The 13,519-nt window shown below is 60.9% G+C and carries 19 protein-coding genes; all 19 read right to left on the reverse strand.

Features of this window, described 5'->3' with window-relative positions; all coding sequences use genetic code 11:
* Nucleotides 1-21: 21 nt before the first annotated feature.
* Nucleotides 22-1,092, reverse strand: coding sequence for a DUF1513 domain-containing protein (locus RBB32_RS03505; protein ID WP_306151297.1), 1,071 nt, complete (start codon nucleotides 1,090-1,092; stop codon nucleotides 22-24).
* Nucleotides 1,093-1,096: 4 nt separating this feature from the next.
* Nucleotides 1,097-2,083: an imelysin family protein gene (locus tag RBB32_RS03510; RefSeq protein WP_306151298.1), complete on the reverse strand. Its 987-nt coding sequence runs from the start codon at nucleotides 2,081-2,083 to the stop codon at nucleotides 1,097-1,099.
* A complete protein-coding gene (locus tag RBB32_RS03515) occupies nucleotides 2,080-3,636 on the reverse strand; it encodes a di-heme oxidoredictase family protein (RefSeq protein WP_306151299.1) in 1,557 nt (518 codons plus the stop codon). Before RBB32_RS03515 ends, RBB32_RS03510 begins: the two co-directional genes overlap by 4 nt.
* A 63-nt stretch (nucleotides 3,637-3,699) precedes the next feature.
* Nucleotides 3,700-4,962, reverse strand: coding sequence for an imelysin family protein (locus RBB32_RS03520; RefSeq protein ID WP_306151300.1), 1,263 nt, complete (start codon nucleotides 4,960-4,962; stop codon nucleotides 3,700-3,702).
* 139 nt (nucleotides 4,963-5,101) lie between these two features.
* Nucleotides 5,102-6,118 (reverse strand): TonB family protein, encoded by a 1,017-nt coding sequence (locus RBB32_RS03525; RefSeq protein ID WP_306151301.1) that lies wholly within the window; start codon nucleotides 6,116-6,118, stop codon nucleotides 5,102-5,104.
* A complete protein-coding gene (locus RBB32_RS03530; RefSeq protein WP_306151302.1) occupies nucleotides 6,115-6,501 on the reverse strand; it encodes a biopolymer transporter ExbD in 387 nt (128 codons plus the stop codon). The genes RBB32_RS03525 and RBB32_RS03530 overlap by 4 nt, the downstream gene beginning before the upstream one ends.
* On the reverse strand, nucleotides 6,498-6,878 hold the full coding sequence (locus RBB32_RS03535) for a biopolymer transporter ExbD (protein ID WP_306151303.1): 381 nt from the start codon (nucleotides 6,876-6,878) through the stop codon (nucleotides 6,498-6,500). The genes RBB32_RS03530 and RBB32_RS03535 overlap by 4 nt, the downstream gene beginning before the upstream one ends.
* Nucleotides 6,871-7,521 (reverse strand): MotA/TolQ/ExbB proton channel family protein, encoded by a 651-nt coding sequence (locus RBB32_RS03540; protein ID WP_306151304.1) that lies wholly within the window; start codon nucleotides 7,519-7,521, stop codon nucleotides 6,871-6,873. Before RBB32_RS03540 ends, RBB32_RS03535 begins: the two co-directional genes overlap by 8 nt.
* Complete coding sequence (locus tag RBB32_RS03545; RefSeq protein ID WP_306151305.1) at nucleotides 7,518-7,952, reverse strand: hypothetical protein; 435 nt, start codon at nucleotides 7,950-7,952, stop codon at nucleotides 7,518-7,520. The genes RBB32_RS03540 and RBB32_RS03545 overlap by 4 nt, the downstream gene beginning before the upstream one ends.
* Nucleotides 7,953-8,110: 158 nt before the next feature.
* A complete protein-coding gene (locus tag RBB32_RS03550) occupies nucleotides 8,111-8,581 on the reverse strand; it encodes a Dps family protein (RefSeq protein WP_306151306.1) in 471 nt (156 codons plus the stop codon).
* Between the two features lie 105 nt (nucleotides 8,582-8,686).
* Nucleotides 8,687-9,109: a hypothetical protein gene (locus tag RBB32_RS03555; protein WP_306151307.1), complete on the reverse strand. Its 423-nt coding sequence runs from the start codon at nucleotides 9,107-9,109 to the stop codon at nucleotides 8,687-8,689.
* A gap of 42 nt (nucleotides 9,110-9,151) precedes the next feature.
* Nucleotides 9,152-9,412, reverse strand: a complete 261-nt coding sequence (locus RBB32_RS03560) for a DUF1289 domain-containing protein (RefSeq protein ID WP_306151308.1) — start codon at nucleotides 9,410-9,412, stop codon at nucleotides 9,152-9,154.
* A gap of 53 nt (nucleotides 9,413-9,465) precedes the next feature.
* The gene (locus tag RBB32_RS03565; RefSeq protein ID WP_306151309.1) at nucleotides 9,466-9,948 is read right to left on the reverse strand and encodes a hypothetical protein; all 483 of its coding nucleotides are present in this window, start codon (nucleotides 9,946-9,948) and stop codon (nucleotides 9,466-9,468) included.
* Nucleotides 9,945-10,109, reverse strand: a complete 165-nt coding sequence (locus RBB32_RS03570; protein ID WP_306151310.1) for a hemin uptake protein HemP — start codon at nucleotides 10,107-10,109, stop codon at nucleotides 9,945-9,947. Before RBB32_RS03570 ends, RBB32_RS03565 begins: the two co-directional genes overlap by 4 nt.
* A gap of 5 nt (nucleotides 10,110-10,114) precedes the next feature.
* The gene (locus RBB32_RS03575) at nucleotides 10,115-10,282 is read right to left on the reverse strand and encodes a hypothetical protein (RefSeq protein WP_306151311.1); all 168 of its coding nucleotides are present in this window, start codon (nucleotides 10,280-10,282) and stop codon (nucleotides 10,115-10,117) included.
* Between the two features lie 321 nt (nucleotides 10,283-10,603).
* Nucleotides 10,604-10,930: an antibiotic biosynthesis monooxygenase gene (locus RBB32_RS03580; protein ID WP_306151312.1), complete on the reverse strand. Its 327-nt coding sequence runs from the start codon at nucleotides 10,928-10,930 to the stop codon at nucleotides 10,604-10,606.
* Between the two features lie 10 nt (nucleotides 10,931-10,940).
* Entirely contained in the window at nucleotides 10,941-11,690 is a 750-nt protein-coding gene (locus RBB32_RS03585; protein WP_306151313.1) for a ChaN family lipoprotein, read from the reverse strand.
* Between the two features lie 10 nt (nucleotides 11,691-11,700).
* The gene (locus RBB32_RS03590; protein ID WP_306151314.1) at nucleotides 11,701-12,483 is read right to left on the reverse strand and encodes a heme ABC transporter ATP-binding protein; all 783 of its coding nucleotides are present in this window, start codon (nucleotides 12,481-12,483) and stop codon (nucleotides 11,701-11,703) included.
* Nucleotides 12,480-13,505 (reverse strand): iron ABC transporter permease, encoded by a 1,026-nt coding sequence (locus tag RBB32_RS03595; protein ID WP_306151591.1) that lies wholly within the window; start codon nucleotides 13,503-13,505, stop codon nucleotides 12,480-12,482. Before RBB32_RS03595 ends, RBB32_RS03590 begins: the two co-directional genes overlap by 4 nt.
* Nucleotides 13,506-13,519: the final 14 nt, after the last annotated feature.

Below are 13,519 nucleotides of genomic sequence, written 5' to 3' on the forward strand. Positions count from 1 at the left end.
CCGCAGAAAAGCCCGGTTGGCTCATAGCGAAACGATATGATTGTCCCATGCACAATGGGCCTTTGTGAGCGGCGCCGAAGCCGTTGCATTGATTGATATAATTCCGCCCAGCCCGTCGCTTGCAAGATACCCGCGGCCCATCGGCGCAAGACCGCAGATTTCTGCGCGAGACACGGCTTGCAGGAAGTCGCCCTTGTCAGTGAACCTGTGCATCCGGCCGCCTCGGGGTGAGGTGATGGCAATCTCGTTGCCGTTGCCGCCGAAGGCGACGCTGCCAGCATATCCTTGCATCGCGAGTTCATCGGCGAGGGGTGCTTGTGCGAGGGCAGGTGCATTGCCCATCCGGTGCAATCCCAACAATGGTGTCGCGGCGCCGGACTCGCCCTGCCATTGCATTGCGAAGCCGACGAGGCCATCGTGACGTACTGCGAGGTGTCGGATGGAATTTTGCCGAAGATCCGGCGTCAGTTCGACCTGTTCCAAGATCTGTCCCGACAATGTCAGATACGTCAGGTTCGGCCTCATGGTTGACAGGTTCAGTTTGCGGCGGTCGGTCGGATCTGTGGCGATACCGCCATTGGCGACGACCAGTGTTTTGCCATCTGGCATCAGGCGCAGCTCATGGGGACCGATCCCGCCGCTTGGAAATTCACCACGGCGGTTATAGCCCGGTGCCACATCCCAGACACCGATGATGCCCTCGCTTGTGTCGCTGCGTTGTTCGCTGGTGAAGAGTGTGGCTCCATCGTCTGAAAAGACGCCGTGACCGTTGAACTGTCGACCATCAGGGGGCGTGAGTTGATGAAGCACGTCCCCGCGCGTGCAATCCAGAATGAGGGCGAACAATCCCGGCCTCCGCGCGAAGGCCACCGCTTCAGCGCGGGAGGGGTGGCCGGCCCCTGCGTGGCCGCGTGCCGGAAGAGGAACACGGAAGGTCGATGCGCCTTGTGCATCAAGGCCATGGAGTGCGAAGCCGCCGTCCGATTCCCGGGCCGCAGCAAGGTATGACGGGTTGCCCGCCGCAGCCCAGCCAAGGCCCGGCGCGACACCGGCAGCGAGAAGAGAAGCAAGAAAGCCACGGCGATGGATCATGGTTTCAGTCTCCGTCCTGTGAATTGAAGCCTGGTGCGATGCCCAGCCGTGCGCCGACCTCGATCTGGATCGCCTCGTTCAGAGAACGAATTGCCTGTTGCAGCACCTCGACACGCAGACGGGCCTGCGGGTCGGTCACATCCTGAAAGGCCGGGTCCTCGATTCGGGTCGCGGTTTCGTGGACGTGGTCCAGCGCCGCGTCGGTCTCGGGCAGGTCCCATTCCACGAGCGCGCTTGCCAGATCACGGGCGGCCTCGGCGGCCAAAATCGCATTGCGCAGACTGCGCTGAGAGCGCCGGGCCTCGGCGCGGGTGGGGTGCGGGCGGTCAAACGTACCCATCGGTGCGCCAAGCCGCCGGTCGGCGGTGAATTCCAGCGACGAGAGGGTCTGGGTATAGATCGCCCGGACCGCCTCTTCCTCGGTCAGGTAGGTGGCGTTACCCGCTTCGCCCGCCGTGTTGAGCGTATCCGCATATGCGGTCTTCCACGCGGTGGCGAGTGCATTTGCCTGTCGATCCAAATCAGCGGCAATGGTCTCGACGAGCTGGCAGGTATAGCTGCCCCGAGCGTAGCCGGAAAATTCCGAGTCGAAAACCAGCATCTCCAGCGCAAAGAGCCCACGCGCCGCGATTGATACGTCGGCATACCCGTCCACGTCTCCTGCGACCGCGTCTTCCTCGGCGATGAAGCGCCCAAGCGTGCGGGGGGTGAACCCGCGCGAATCAGGCCAGAAGGCTATGGAGAGCGCGCCGGTCTCGGAAGGGCCGAGCCGCAAGTCAGCTACCGGCATCCACGCGTCGAAGGCCGTGTGGAACGAAGGTTTCAGGGCTTTCGCGCGGCAATCCTCCCTCGCGGTCTGTGCGAGATCCTCTGTCGCCTCTGCAAACCCCGCGTACCCTGGCAGGATATGATCGTTGAGCGCGTCATTCACGGCGGCCATAGCCGGCGGAGCGAGGATGAAACTCAGTAAGGCGGCAGAAATCAGTTTCATAGGCTCTCCAGAAAGCGGATCAGGGTGCTGCGGTCTCCCGGCGACATCTCGACGACCCGGTCACGCGCGGCTTGCGCTTCGCCGCCATGCCAGAGCACCGCTTCAAGCAGCGACCGCGCGCGACCATCATGTAGGAAATACGTGTGATCCGAAACCGTCTCGGTCATCCCGATGCCCCAGAGCGGCGCCGTGCGCCATTCCTGTCCATTGGCGCGGCCTTCGGGGCGGTTGTCGGCAAGCCCCGGCCCCATATCGTGCAAAAGCAGGTCCGAGTAGGGCCAGATCAACTGGAAACTGGCGGGGTCATTCCCCTTCAACCGGTGTGTGACGTAGTTGGGCCAATGGCAAGCGGCGCAACCCGTCTCGAAGAAGACCTCGCGCCCGCGCAATACCTCTGGTGAGTCCACGTCGCGACGCGCGGGCACAGCCAGCGTCTGGCTGTAGAAGGTCACAAGGTCAAGCCCGACCTGGTCGATCTCGAAACCGCCCTGTTCGGCGTCGCCTCCATCAAGCGCGGCGGTGCAATCGGTCTGCGCATCGGTACACTCCCCCGATCCCGCAGTGTGGATGGGATTGGAAATGCCGATGTCGCCTGCAAATGCGCTTGCCGTTTGTTCCTGAACGGTTGGTTTCCCGGCCTTCAATCCGAAACGCCCCAGCATTGGGCGATCATATACTTGGCTCAGGACGATCTGTGGGCGGCCCGAAACCCCGTCGCCATCCGCATCGTCGGGATCGGCCCAAGCGAGTATGTCCTCCGTCGGGATTGCCTCCAGCAGACCCATCCCGATCATCTGTGGTGCGACACGAGGGGAGAGCATGGCGTCTGGGTGCAGGGGCCCATAGCCAAGATCGGATGCGTTGTAGGTGGGGTGCCGCAGGCTTGCCGTTTCGCCCCCCGAAAGCGGGATCACTTCTTCCTCGTAGTCGATTTGCAGACGGTATTCGGGCGCGTGCCCTGGTAAGCTGAAGTCCTGAAGCTGTGTGCCGTAGGTCGGCTCGGGTGCGGTGTGCTGGGTGCCGGCGATGTAGCGTTCGATCTCGTCCGCGTTGGGTGCCGGGATCGAGATGCGCAGAAACATCGACACGGCGGTGTCGCTCGGGCCCTCGGGTGGATGGCCGCGGCCGTCCTTCAAGTGGCAACGCTGGCAGGAACGCGCGTTGTAGAGTGGGCCGAGGCCGTCAGAGGCAATCGTGGAGGAGGGGGCCGAGACCCAGATTCGGCGGAACATCCCGTTGCCGACGCGGAAATCGAGTTCTTGCTCGAAGGTCAGGTTCGCCGCTGGTTGGGAAAAGGCATCTGCCGTATCGCGCGCCCGTACGGTCTGGGAGCCGCCTGCGTTCTCCTCGAAGGCCCATGGGGCGGAAAAATCGCTTGGCAGGGCAGTCACCGCAGCGATGCGGGCGCTCTCGTCAGCGGTGCGGGGCACGATATCAAGATGGATATCCCGAAGCTCTGCCCATGGCGTGGCCCTATCGCTATCGGTCAGGCCGGTGCCCGGGAATGCAAAAGCCGCTGCAAGCGGCAGCGACAGAAGAGCAAGTTTTTTCATGGCAGTACCCGGTTCTTCGAAACCGCGGGAGGCGCACCGAATGGCGCCTCCCGCGAGACCGTGTTACTGGAACACGGCGGAGGGATTGTCGAGGCTGTCGGACCCTTCGATCTCGATTCCGCCAAGATCAAGCGCGGTAACCACCCGTTCGATGGAACGGGTCTGGGCAATCAGCCCCTCGACGCCGCCCATGATGAGGGCTTCACCGCCGTCGTTTCCTCGCGCCAGCATCTCATCATAAGCGAAGCCCGCCTCGGCGGCGGTCTTGATTCGACCGAGTGCAAGGACGGCGTCCGCCAGACGAACCCGCATCTCCATGTCCAGTTCCGGGTTCGTGGCGGCGACCAGATCCGACAGGGACGGGCCGCTGATGGTGGTGCCGTCGGTGCGTGTGTAGCTGCCCAGATAAACGCTCTGGATGCCGACACTGTTGTAGTAGTGGTCATTGTGGGTGTTGTCGGCAAAGCAGGAGTGCTCTTCTTCCGGATCGTTCAGCATCAGGCCAAGGCGCATGCGTTCGCCGGCTGTCTCGCCATAAGAAAGGCTGCCCATACCGGTGAGGATCGCTGAAAGACCTGCTTTTTCGTCTGCCATCAGGTTGGCACGGGCCTCGCCGCCTTCCGCCCATTGTGCGGTCATCCATTCCAGATCCGACACCAGCAGCTTGGTTGCCGCCTCCAGATATTGCGCCCGGCGGTCGCAATTGCCATTGGTACAGGCATCGCCCTGCGCGTAGTCGGTCCAGGGGCGGTTGCCGGCTCCATCGCCGTTCCCGTTCAGGTCCTGCCCCCAAAGCAGGAATTCAATCGCATGGTAGCCGGTTGCCACGTTTGCCTCGATACCGTCGACTTCGTGCAGGGTGTTTTCCAGCAGATCGGATGTAATCCGGGACGCGTCGATCTCTTCGCCGGACAGGGTGAAGGTCGGGTTGGCGATGACATTTAGCGCGGCAAGCTGGTTTGCGTCGGTCGGCCCGCCATAAGCGCCGTCGACATAGTCGATCAGCCCCTCATCCAATGGCCATGCGTTCACCTTGCCCTCCCAGTCATCGACAATGGCATTGCCGAAGCGGAAAACCTCGGTTTGCTGGTAGGGGACGCGAGATTCCAGCCAAGCCTCGCGCGCGGCATTCATCGTCTCGGCCGACGGGTTTTCCGTCAGGTTGGCAATGGCCTTTTCCAGTGCCTGTGCGGCGATAAGGCTGTCTTCGTACTTTGCTTCCGCGATGGTCGCATAGGTTTCGAGCACTTCGTTGGCGGTTTGCGCCTGAGACACGCCCGCCAAGCCAAGCGCGAACGCCGTTGTGGTGATGAAAAAGCGAGCCATGCAAGTTCCTTTCTGATGGTATCATTGACAGCGGTCGGCGCAGGAGAGTGCGAAACCGTTTGATGAATTTCTGACAGATACAGTAGGGATTTGCAATTCTCGATTTAAATAGTCGGATTTGGGGCGGCGCCTGTGTTGGTCATCTTCCCTTGATCTGAATCGAGAAACTTCGCCGTGCCCCCTGTGGCGGTTTGGGGAATGGGGCTGCGCGGCGCACCAGGCGCAGTGCGGCCCTGTCGAGGGCGGAAGAACCGGAACTGCGCGCCAGTGACACTGAACCAAGCGCGCCATTGGCGCTGATCCTGAAGGCGACGACAGAGGCACCGCGTGCGTTCACACGCGGTTTTCCCGCACGTGACAGTCTGCGCATGACCAGACCGGGGTAATTGCTGGCGGCGGCATTGCCCACGGCTTGTTTGCGGCCGCGCGTGCCGCTTTGCCGCGCTTCGGCGTCGCGCTTTCCTTTCGCATCGCCTGCGCGGGCATTGCGTTTGGCATTGCCGGGCGCGGACTTCGCCTTTTCGGCGGGTTTTGTCTTAGGCTGCGGCTTGGGTTTGGCCTCCCGTACCGGCTTGTGCGTGGCTTCGAACTCCGTGCTGCGCCGTTTGGGCCGCAACGAGCGAGTCACAGCAGCGCTTTTCGGTGCTTCCCCCTCAACCCGATCCGAAACTGATGCCGGTTTAAGGGCTTCTGCCTCCGAGGGCGCGCTGGCCGCTGCCTGATCCGGCGCGGATGCCTCTGCACGTGCAACGGGCACCGCTTGTGCGGTCGTGACCTGCTCGGGCGTTTCACTATCGACAGTTGCTGCGGTCGGCTCAGACGACAGGCGTTCCACCTGCGCTGGCTGCGCGCTCTCGGATTGCTCGGGTTGAACCGTTTCCTGGGCGTTCTCGGGCGGTGTCGTCTCGGCGGGGTCCACGTCTAAAGAGTCGGTGGTTTCAGGTGATGTGGCGACCTCGGCCTTCTCTGGGTGTTCGGCGCTCAGCGTTCCGGCAGACATATCCGCAAAGGCGTTGCCCAACCGCACCTCGGCGGCGCCATCGGCGCCTTCAATTTCAATCGATTCGCGCGATACCAGCGCAACGACGAAGGCGCCGTGCAGTACAAGTGCAACAGACAGGGCTACAAGCTTGGCGAGGCCGGCGTGGCGTATCATTCCAACCCCCGTTCGGTGACGATCACCACGCTTTCCGCGCCTGCCTCGCGCAGGGCGCGGCCCTGTGCGACCAATGACGCCGCGGGCAGGTCGCGGTCGGGCACGATCCGGATACGGGTGCGCATATTCTCGGGAAGACCCTCGATGAATGCCCCGGCCGAGGTGACCTCAGTTCCACGGTTTGTCATGCGCCCGTCGGCATGCAACAACAGCGCGTCGGCGGGGGCGGCTCCCTCTACGTCACCGGTGCTGACCAGCCGCAACTCCTTGTCGAGCGGGACGGCCAGCGTGCCCGCCACAAGAAAGAAGATCAACATCAGGAAAACGATGTTGATCAGTGGGATGGTCGGTTCGCGTTCGGCTCTTGGGTGGTGCCGTCTCATGTCGCCTCCAGCACGGTGACGGTGACTTGCGGAATTTTGCGCAACGCGACAAGCAGGTCGGTCAGGCGCTGCGCGGTGACGTTGGCCCCGGTCGAGACGAGAACCTTAAGCGGCGCATCACCGCTTCTGTGCTCGTCCAGTGATCCCGGTAAGCTGTCGAAAGCCGTTTCGGATCCATTCACGCGTAATGTTTCCGCAGCAAGTGACAGGAAAACGGGACGCTCGGTCGTTGCGGCGCCGCCAGAGCGCGCTGAAATGAATTCGACTTCGGCGAAACGGGTGAAGGTCGAGGACAGCATGAAGAACAGGAGCAAAAGGAAGATGACATCAATCAAGGACGTCATTGACAGCCTGCGCCTCCGCCGCATGCTACGCATGGACGGGGGCTCCCTGCGGATTCGTAGTGGCGCTATGACCTTCCGGCGAAAGCACCGTGTGCACGGCCTTCTGGGCCAGAACGCGGTCGGCGTCCATGCGTGCCTCGAACCAACTCAGGATCACGGCAGTAGGCATGGCCACGGCAAGGCCGACCGCAGTGGTCAAAAGGGCAACCCAAATGCCACCAGCGAGGATCGACGGATCGACCTGGCTGCCAGCTTCCTGAAGGGCCTGAAACGCGGAGATCATACCTAGAACTGTACCGAACAGACCCAGCAGCGGCGCAAGCTGCGCCACGGAGTCGAGTAGCCGGAAACCGCTTTCCAACCGGGCAAAACGCGCCTCGGCCTCGGCTTCGAGGCGGGCGGCATCGGTCTGGCCGTCAAGCGCCATGGCAACCACGGGGGCAAGGTAGCTGCGTGATTGTCCAAGGTGATCGCGCGCGGCCGTCCGATCCCCCGAATCCCAAGCCGAGATGGCATCCCGCAGGGCCTTGTGGCGTCCAACGCCCGCAGCATTGAACTGCCAGAGCTTGTAAAGGACAACAGTCAGAACCAGTACAGAGAGCGCGCAAAGCAGCAAGACGACTGGTCCACCAAGTTCGGCGATACGCAGGATGCTTTCTTGAATGCTGACGATCATCCCAGCACCTCGATATCGGTGCGGCTGCGCAGTTCTAGATCTGTACTACAAGCGCTGTCCGGTACGTTGTCGCCGGCACAAGTTTCAGCGCCATTGATGAGCAGGCGACTCAACGACGGGCACGCGAGGCCGGGCACGACAAATTGGCGAACACGTGGACGTGCAGATGGCAGGGCGCCGAAATCGAAGAGGGTCAGCCGGTCAACACGGCCCTCCGTGTCGAAGAGGACCGCTTCGTATACCGCCTGTTCGATGTCGAGATTATGTCCGTTCTGTACCAAGAAACTGATCCGGCAGCCATTTTCGACAGGCTGCGCGGCATTGAGTTCGATAGATACATAAGCGCCTTGGTCCTCTTGCGCGAGAACAGGGGCACCCATCAAGCAAGCAGCCAGACAGATGGCTGCACGATCCAGTTTGATTTTGAACATATCTCCAGCCTTCGATTTCTAGGGGCGTCATCTGGCTGGGGAAATAATCCCTTGCTGGACGGCAACGTGTTACCACCCAGCAAGTCTGGCTTCAATACCTAACTAAATCAGTATGTCTTTCTGGCGATCGCAGGAGGATGGCCCGCAGTTCTGTTGCTTCAGGCCAGATGCGCCCGCAGTATCCAGGCGAATTTCTCGTGAACCTGACCACGGGCAATGCACATATCCTCGGTCAAGGTGTCGCCGTGGCCAGCGGCGAGTTCACCGGCGCCCGCAATGGTTTCAGCAAGCGTTTCCTGTGCTTCTTTCATGAGGCGGATCATCTCTTCGGCACTGGGTACGTCATCCACCTCGGTCACTTTCGACCGCTTCAGCATCCCGGCGAGGGTGCCTTCCGCATGGGAATCAAGTGCCTTGATCCGTTCGGCCAGATCGTCTTGCGCGACAAAATGGTCCTCGTAGATTTTTTGGAACAGATCGTGCAGCGGGCCAAAAGCTATCCCGGTTACGTTCCAGTGAAAGTTTTGGGCGAGCATGGTGGTTACTGCTGTTTCAGCAACGCACTGGTTAAGCGCTTCGGCGATCTGCGTGGTTGCGTCGATTGAGAGCGTTTGGGCGGTTTGTGTCAAGGGGGCCTCCTGCGTCAAGCGTTTATATGCTGGCTGGCATGTGGCTGGCTTGCGGGAGCAGCTTATGAGCCAATAAAAGCAAGAGCAAGTCTTTTTAGAATAATTCTAAATCCGAGAGAAGTTGTCAACTAAGTGGCGAAGGAGAAAGATCAGATTTCGGCGGGCGTGTTTTGGTACGCGCGAATTCAAAAGGAAGGTGGTGCTGGCGTCGTCACCGGTTTTCAGGCTGCGCGCCACCGCGATCAGCCAGTCTTCGTCAAAGGAGGTTTCTCGCTCGCCCCTGCGCAGAAGCACCGGCCGACGGCCCAGCGCCTGGGACAGGCACCGCACGAGCACTTCGGAAGCCGCCTGCGTGGCGACGTGGTTGTTTCCCGACAAGGCGGCGCAAGCGCCGAACATGTCTATATAACTTTTGCACCGATTGACGCGCGACACTTGGCGCAGATGCTCAAGAAAGCAATCCGAGTCGACGGCTTCCGTCGTACCGAAACTATATTCATCTGAAACCTGACGCAGGGCTGCGGTCATATTTAGTTGATCCTTTTCCTTGGCATTCGGGTCATCCTGTCTTCAGGCAGCTTTGCCGCCATCTATCACCGTCGGTGCCACATTCTTCTTGCGGCAACGCTTTTCATATGCCTGTTCCCAGTGTTTGTAGTGCCCCATCACGGCTTGCTGTGCGATTACCAGCTCGACAAAGGCTTTGCGGTGGGCGTTCTTCTTCAGTTTCTTGAAGGCTGATTTTTGCGCCTTGGTCATGGAGCAGCCAATACAATGGCCTTCGCGCTTGAACTTGCAGACGCTGATGCAGGGGCTGGGTACTTTGAGCATGTTACCTCGCTGGAGTTCTGGGCACGAAGCCTGTTCTGGCTTGGTTGCGTTGTTCAATGAAGGATGCGGCTTCCAGTTTGTGATCGGGTCGGTTTCTGGGTGGGTGTCCGTTGTGCCATGCGTTGCATCGCCCTGCCGACCTGTGCTGCCAGAAGCGCGATTTGCTCGGCGTTGCAGGCGGGAACAAGCAAGCTTGCGATCATGGCGGCCTCGGCCAGATCTCCGCGCGCTGCTTCTCGTACCAGTGTTCGTAGGATCGCCTCGTCCGATCCGATGCAGTTACAGCCGAGCCCGTGCCGGACAAGTGGTCGACGGGCGTGGGTGCAAATGCTTGTGAAGAGGGATTCAAAGCCACGCATCTCAGCCCGCCCTTCGGCGGCACCAAAACAGCGGGCAAAGCCGCCCCAAACTTCGGCTTGGCCTTCTGGGCCATCCATCCAGAACCGCATCGACAGAATCAATTCCGCTTCCCACGGCGCAATGTCTGTCAGCTTGCCGACCACGCTGGTTCCCGGGGTGTGCTGTGCATTCGTCATTTCGTCAGGATCAATTTGCCGGCGCGGGTGATGCGCAGGTTGTAGGTTTGGCCATCCAGGACGATGTCGGCTTTGACACCATTCGGAATCAAGTCACGCGCGTCATAGATGACCGCGTCATCGCTTTGATACGTAGATGACGGTTTCGGATTCTTCTGCATCAGCCTTATCTACCCTTTCCGGATACGTTCTTTTGGTCGCGCTGAACGTCGAGCAGATGCTTGTAGGCGATTTTTTCGATCTGCCCGCTGTCTGCGCCGGACATAATGATCTCGCGCCAAGCGGGGCTGGTTGGCAGGTGCCTACCGTCTTGTGCCTCGGACTCGGCTGTCATCACGTCTGCTCCTTTCGGTTAACATCCGGGCTGCCGTTCACGGTGGCTTGGACGGGCATCAAGACGATGCACTGGCAAATTCCGATCAAATGAGTCGGATAATGCCATCTGCTTACATCAATCCGACAAATTCAGTCAAGAATCTTGACCGCATGTTTGGACAAGCCGACAAGGGCCGGTGCCAATCCTGCAAGCGCTCGATTAAATGATCACTGTTGATTCCGGCGTGACATTGTCATGCTGCGCGCTCGGGGACACCTCAAAGCCACCCAACCCGAGAAACGCATAGAGCGGCGGGCGCTGTCCGCTTGGCAACCGGTGTCACGCCGATTGCAGGGCGTCGATCTTTTGAATCGCTTTGAAACCTTCAAAGCGCGGTGCACCTTCGTGCAACTTGCGGCTTTGACCGGCACGGGCATGGGATACGCGGAATTCTTCGCTTGTCGTCCAGGCGCGAAAACACTCCTCGGTCTGCCAAACAGTGTGTGAGGCATAGAGGATACGCCCGTCCTCCTCGGGACCTTTCAGCATGTGGAAGGACACGAAACCATCCATGTCCTGCAACTTGCTTTCGCGAGTCAGCCAAAGCTCTTCGAACTCGGCGGCGTGTTCCAAAGGTACGTTGAAACGGTTCATAGCAAGGTACATTTTCAGCTCCTCAGTTGGATTCAAGCGATTGGCAGGGGTCGTCCCGCTCGGCCAGAGGGACGAGTCGAGTTTCATCAAAAGGAACACCGGTGTCGGCTTCTACAAAGCCGATGGAATGGGTTGTGATCTCGGGGGCGGCTCTGGCGATCATCGCGGGCACACCCCAATCGTTGCGCGCATGCCCGTTCCCGACGATCATGGCAACCGGCGGCCCGTAGTTTTCAAGCGCTTCGAGTGCCGCGCGGGCGAAGACCGCATCGCGATAGCGTTGGACAGCAACCATGCCGACCATCATCTCCATTGGCATGGCTTCGCAATGCGCCTCGAACTGCAGTTGCATACGTTTCTGCCGCTGCTTTTCTCCCAGTGGCTTATCAAGATCGAAACGCGCTGCTCCTGTGCCGAACAGGGCGGCGGCGCCTTCGCTATAAACATCGCGGATCGCCTCGCGCGGGGCTGCCGCACCGATGATGCGCGCGTCTCCGAGGGCGTCGAAGATCGGGGCGTAGATCGGGAAATCGCGCCAGCCGCTGGCTTCCCATGCGGCGGCGGTCTGGCTGCGGTCAGTATCGGCGCGTTCCGCTTCCTCACGGGTAAGCATCTCGAAGACGACGGCTGTGGGGCGTAAATCCTGCACAGCGGCGGCCTGCCCCAAATGTGCGTCCGCGTTATCGTGTACCTCGCCCAGAATGACGATGTCGGCCGTGGGTTCTGCTGAAGCGGGCAGGGCAAGGGCCAGGAACAGGCTCACAAGTCGCATTGGTTTCCTTTCAGATGGTTGCCGCGTGGGGCAGGATGTAGGGTATGCCCGAGGGCGGCGGGGCAGAAACGCGCAAGGCGCAGCCATAGGCGCGCGACAGGATGTCGTCGTTCAGAACATCGCCTGGCGCACCTAAGGCAAGGCGCTGCCCTTCGGCCAGCACTGCAACACGTTCGGCAAAAAGTGCGGTAAGGTTCAAGTCATGCATGACGGCGATCACCCCGCCGCCTGCGCGGGCAAAGTCTCGGGCGATTTCCATGACTTGCAGCTGATGCGCAATATCAAGGCTGGAAACCGGTTCGTCCAGTAAAAGCCATCGCGGCTGACCGTCTTCGACCGGGGCCCAGACTTGCGCCAGGACGCGGGCAAGCATGACCCTTTGGGCTTCGCCGCCCGACAGCTCCTGGAATGTCCGGTTTGCGTAATGCGCCAGTCCGACCCGGGCCAAGGCCTGCATGGGCACCTCGGGCCTGTCCCCGGCGGTCCCCGATTGCAATCCGAGACGAATGACTTCGATGACGGTGAACGGGAAGGCCAGACGCGACGCTTGTGGCAGGACCGCGCGTTGCGCGGCCAGCTCCCATGGCTTCATGGAGCCGATGTCTTTCCCGTTAAGGCTGACTTTGCCCCTGAATGGCAGAGAGGCCGTGATTGCCCCAAGCAGGGTTGATTTGCCCGATCCATTCGGGCCGACGATGGCGGTGACTTCTCCGGGCAGGGCCGTCAGGCTTACGCCGCGAAGGGCCTCGTGTTTGCCGTAAAAGACCCGGATGTCTTCAGCGATCAGGCTCATAGTTCGACCAATCCCTGACGTTTCAATAGAATCCACAGGAATACGGGCGCACCAAGCACGGCCGTTACGATCCCGATGGGCAGTTCCGCAGGTGTTATGACCACCCGGGCAATCACATCCGCGAGGATCAGCAGGAGCGCACCCAGCAGCGCAGAATTGAGCAGTAAGCTGCGATGATCCGGGCCGGTTGCAAGCCGCAATAGATGAGGCACGACAATGCCGATAAAGCCGATGCCGCCCGAAACAGCGACGGCCGCACCGGTGGCGCCGGCGACGGCGAGGATGGCCACGGATTTCATACGCTGCACATTGATGCCGATATGCGCGGCGGTCGCTTCGCCTAGGGCGAGCCCGTTGAGACCACGGCCCAGAAACAGCGCCGCACCGATGGACAGCAGGATCAACGGGCCGGAGGCCAGAACCTTGGCCCAGCTTGCCCCGGCCAGCGACCCAAGCCCCCAGAACGTCAGGTCGCGTAGTTGCTGATCATCGGCAATGTAGACAAGGATGCCCGACAGGGCACCCGCGAGTGCCCCAAGCGCGATCCCGGCCAAAAGCATCGTGGCCACCGAAGTGCGACCATGGCGGGTTGAGACACGGTAGAGCAGGAGGGTCGATCCCCAGCCCCCGAGAAACGCTGCAAAGGGAACAAGCTGATTGCCCACAATATTGATTATCGCAGAGGGTAAAAGCGCGCCCAGCACGATGGCCAGGATCGCGCCGAGGCCGGCACCGGCACCGACACCGACGATGCCGGGATCGGCCAGCGGATTGCGGAAAAGCCCCTGCATCGCTGCACCAGAAACTGCCAGAGCCGCGCCCACAAGTAGACCCATGGCAAGTCGGGGCAGACGGATATCGAACAGCACGACGCGTTCCATCTGGCTCAACGCTTCGCCCTGTACCAGCTTTACCAGCATCGCTGACAAGGTCACGTCCGTTGCGCCTACCTGAAGGCTTGCGATGCAGCCCAACGCCAGTGCGCCCGCAAGGCCCCAGTGCAACGCGCGCGTGCGGGACATCCGGTCATTCGGGG

This window comes from Roseovarius sp. MMSF_3281, assembly GCF_030733685.1.
Lineage (GTDB): Bacteria > Pseudomonadota > Alphaproteobacteria > Rhodobacterales > Rhodobacteraceae > Roseovarius.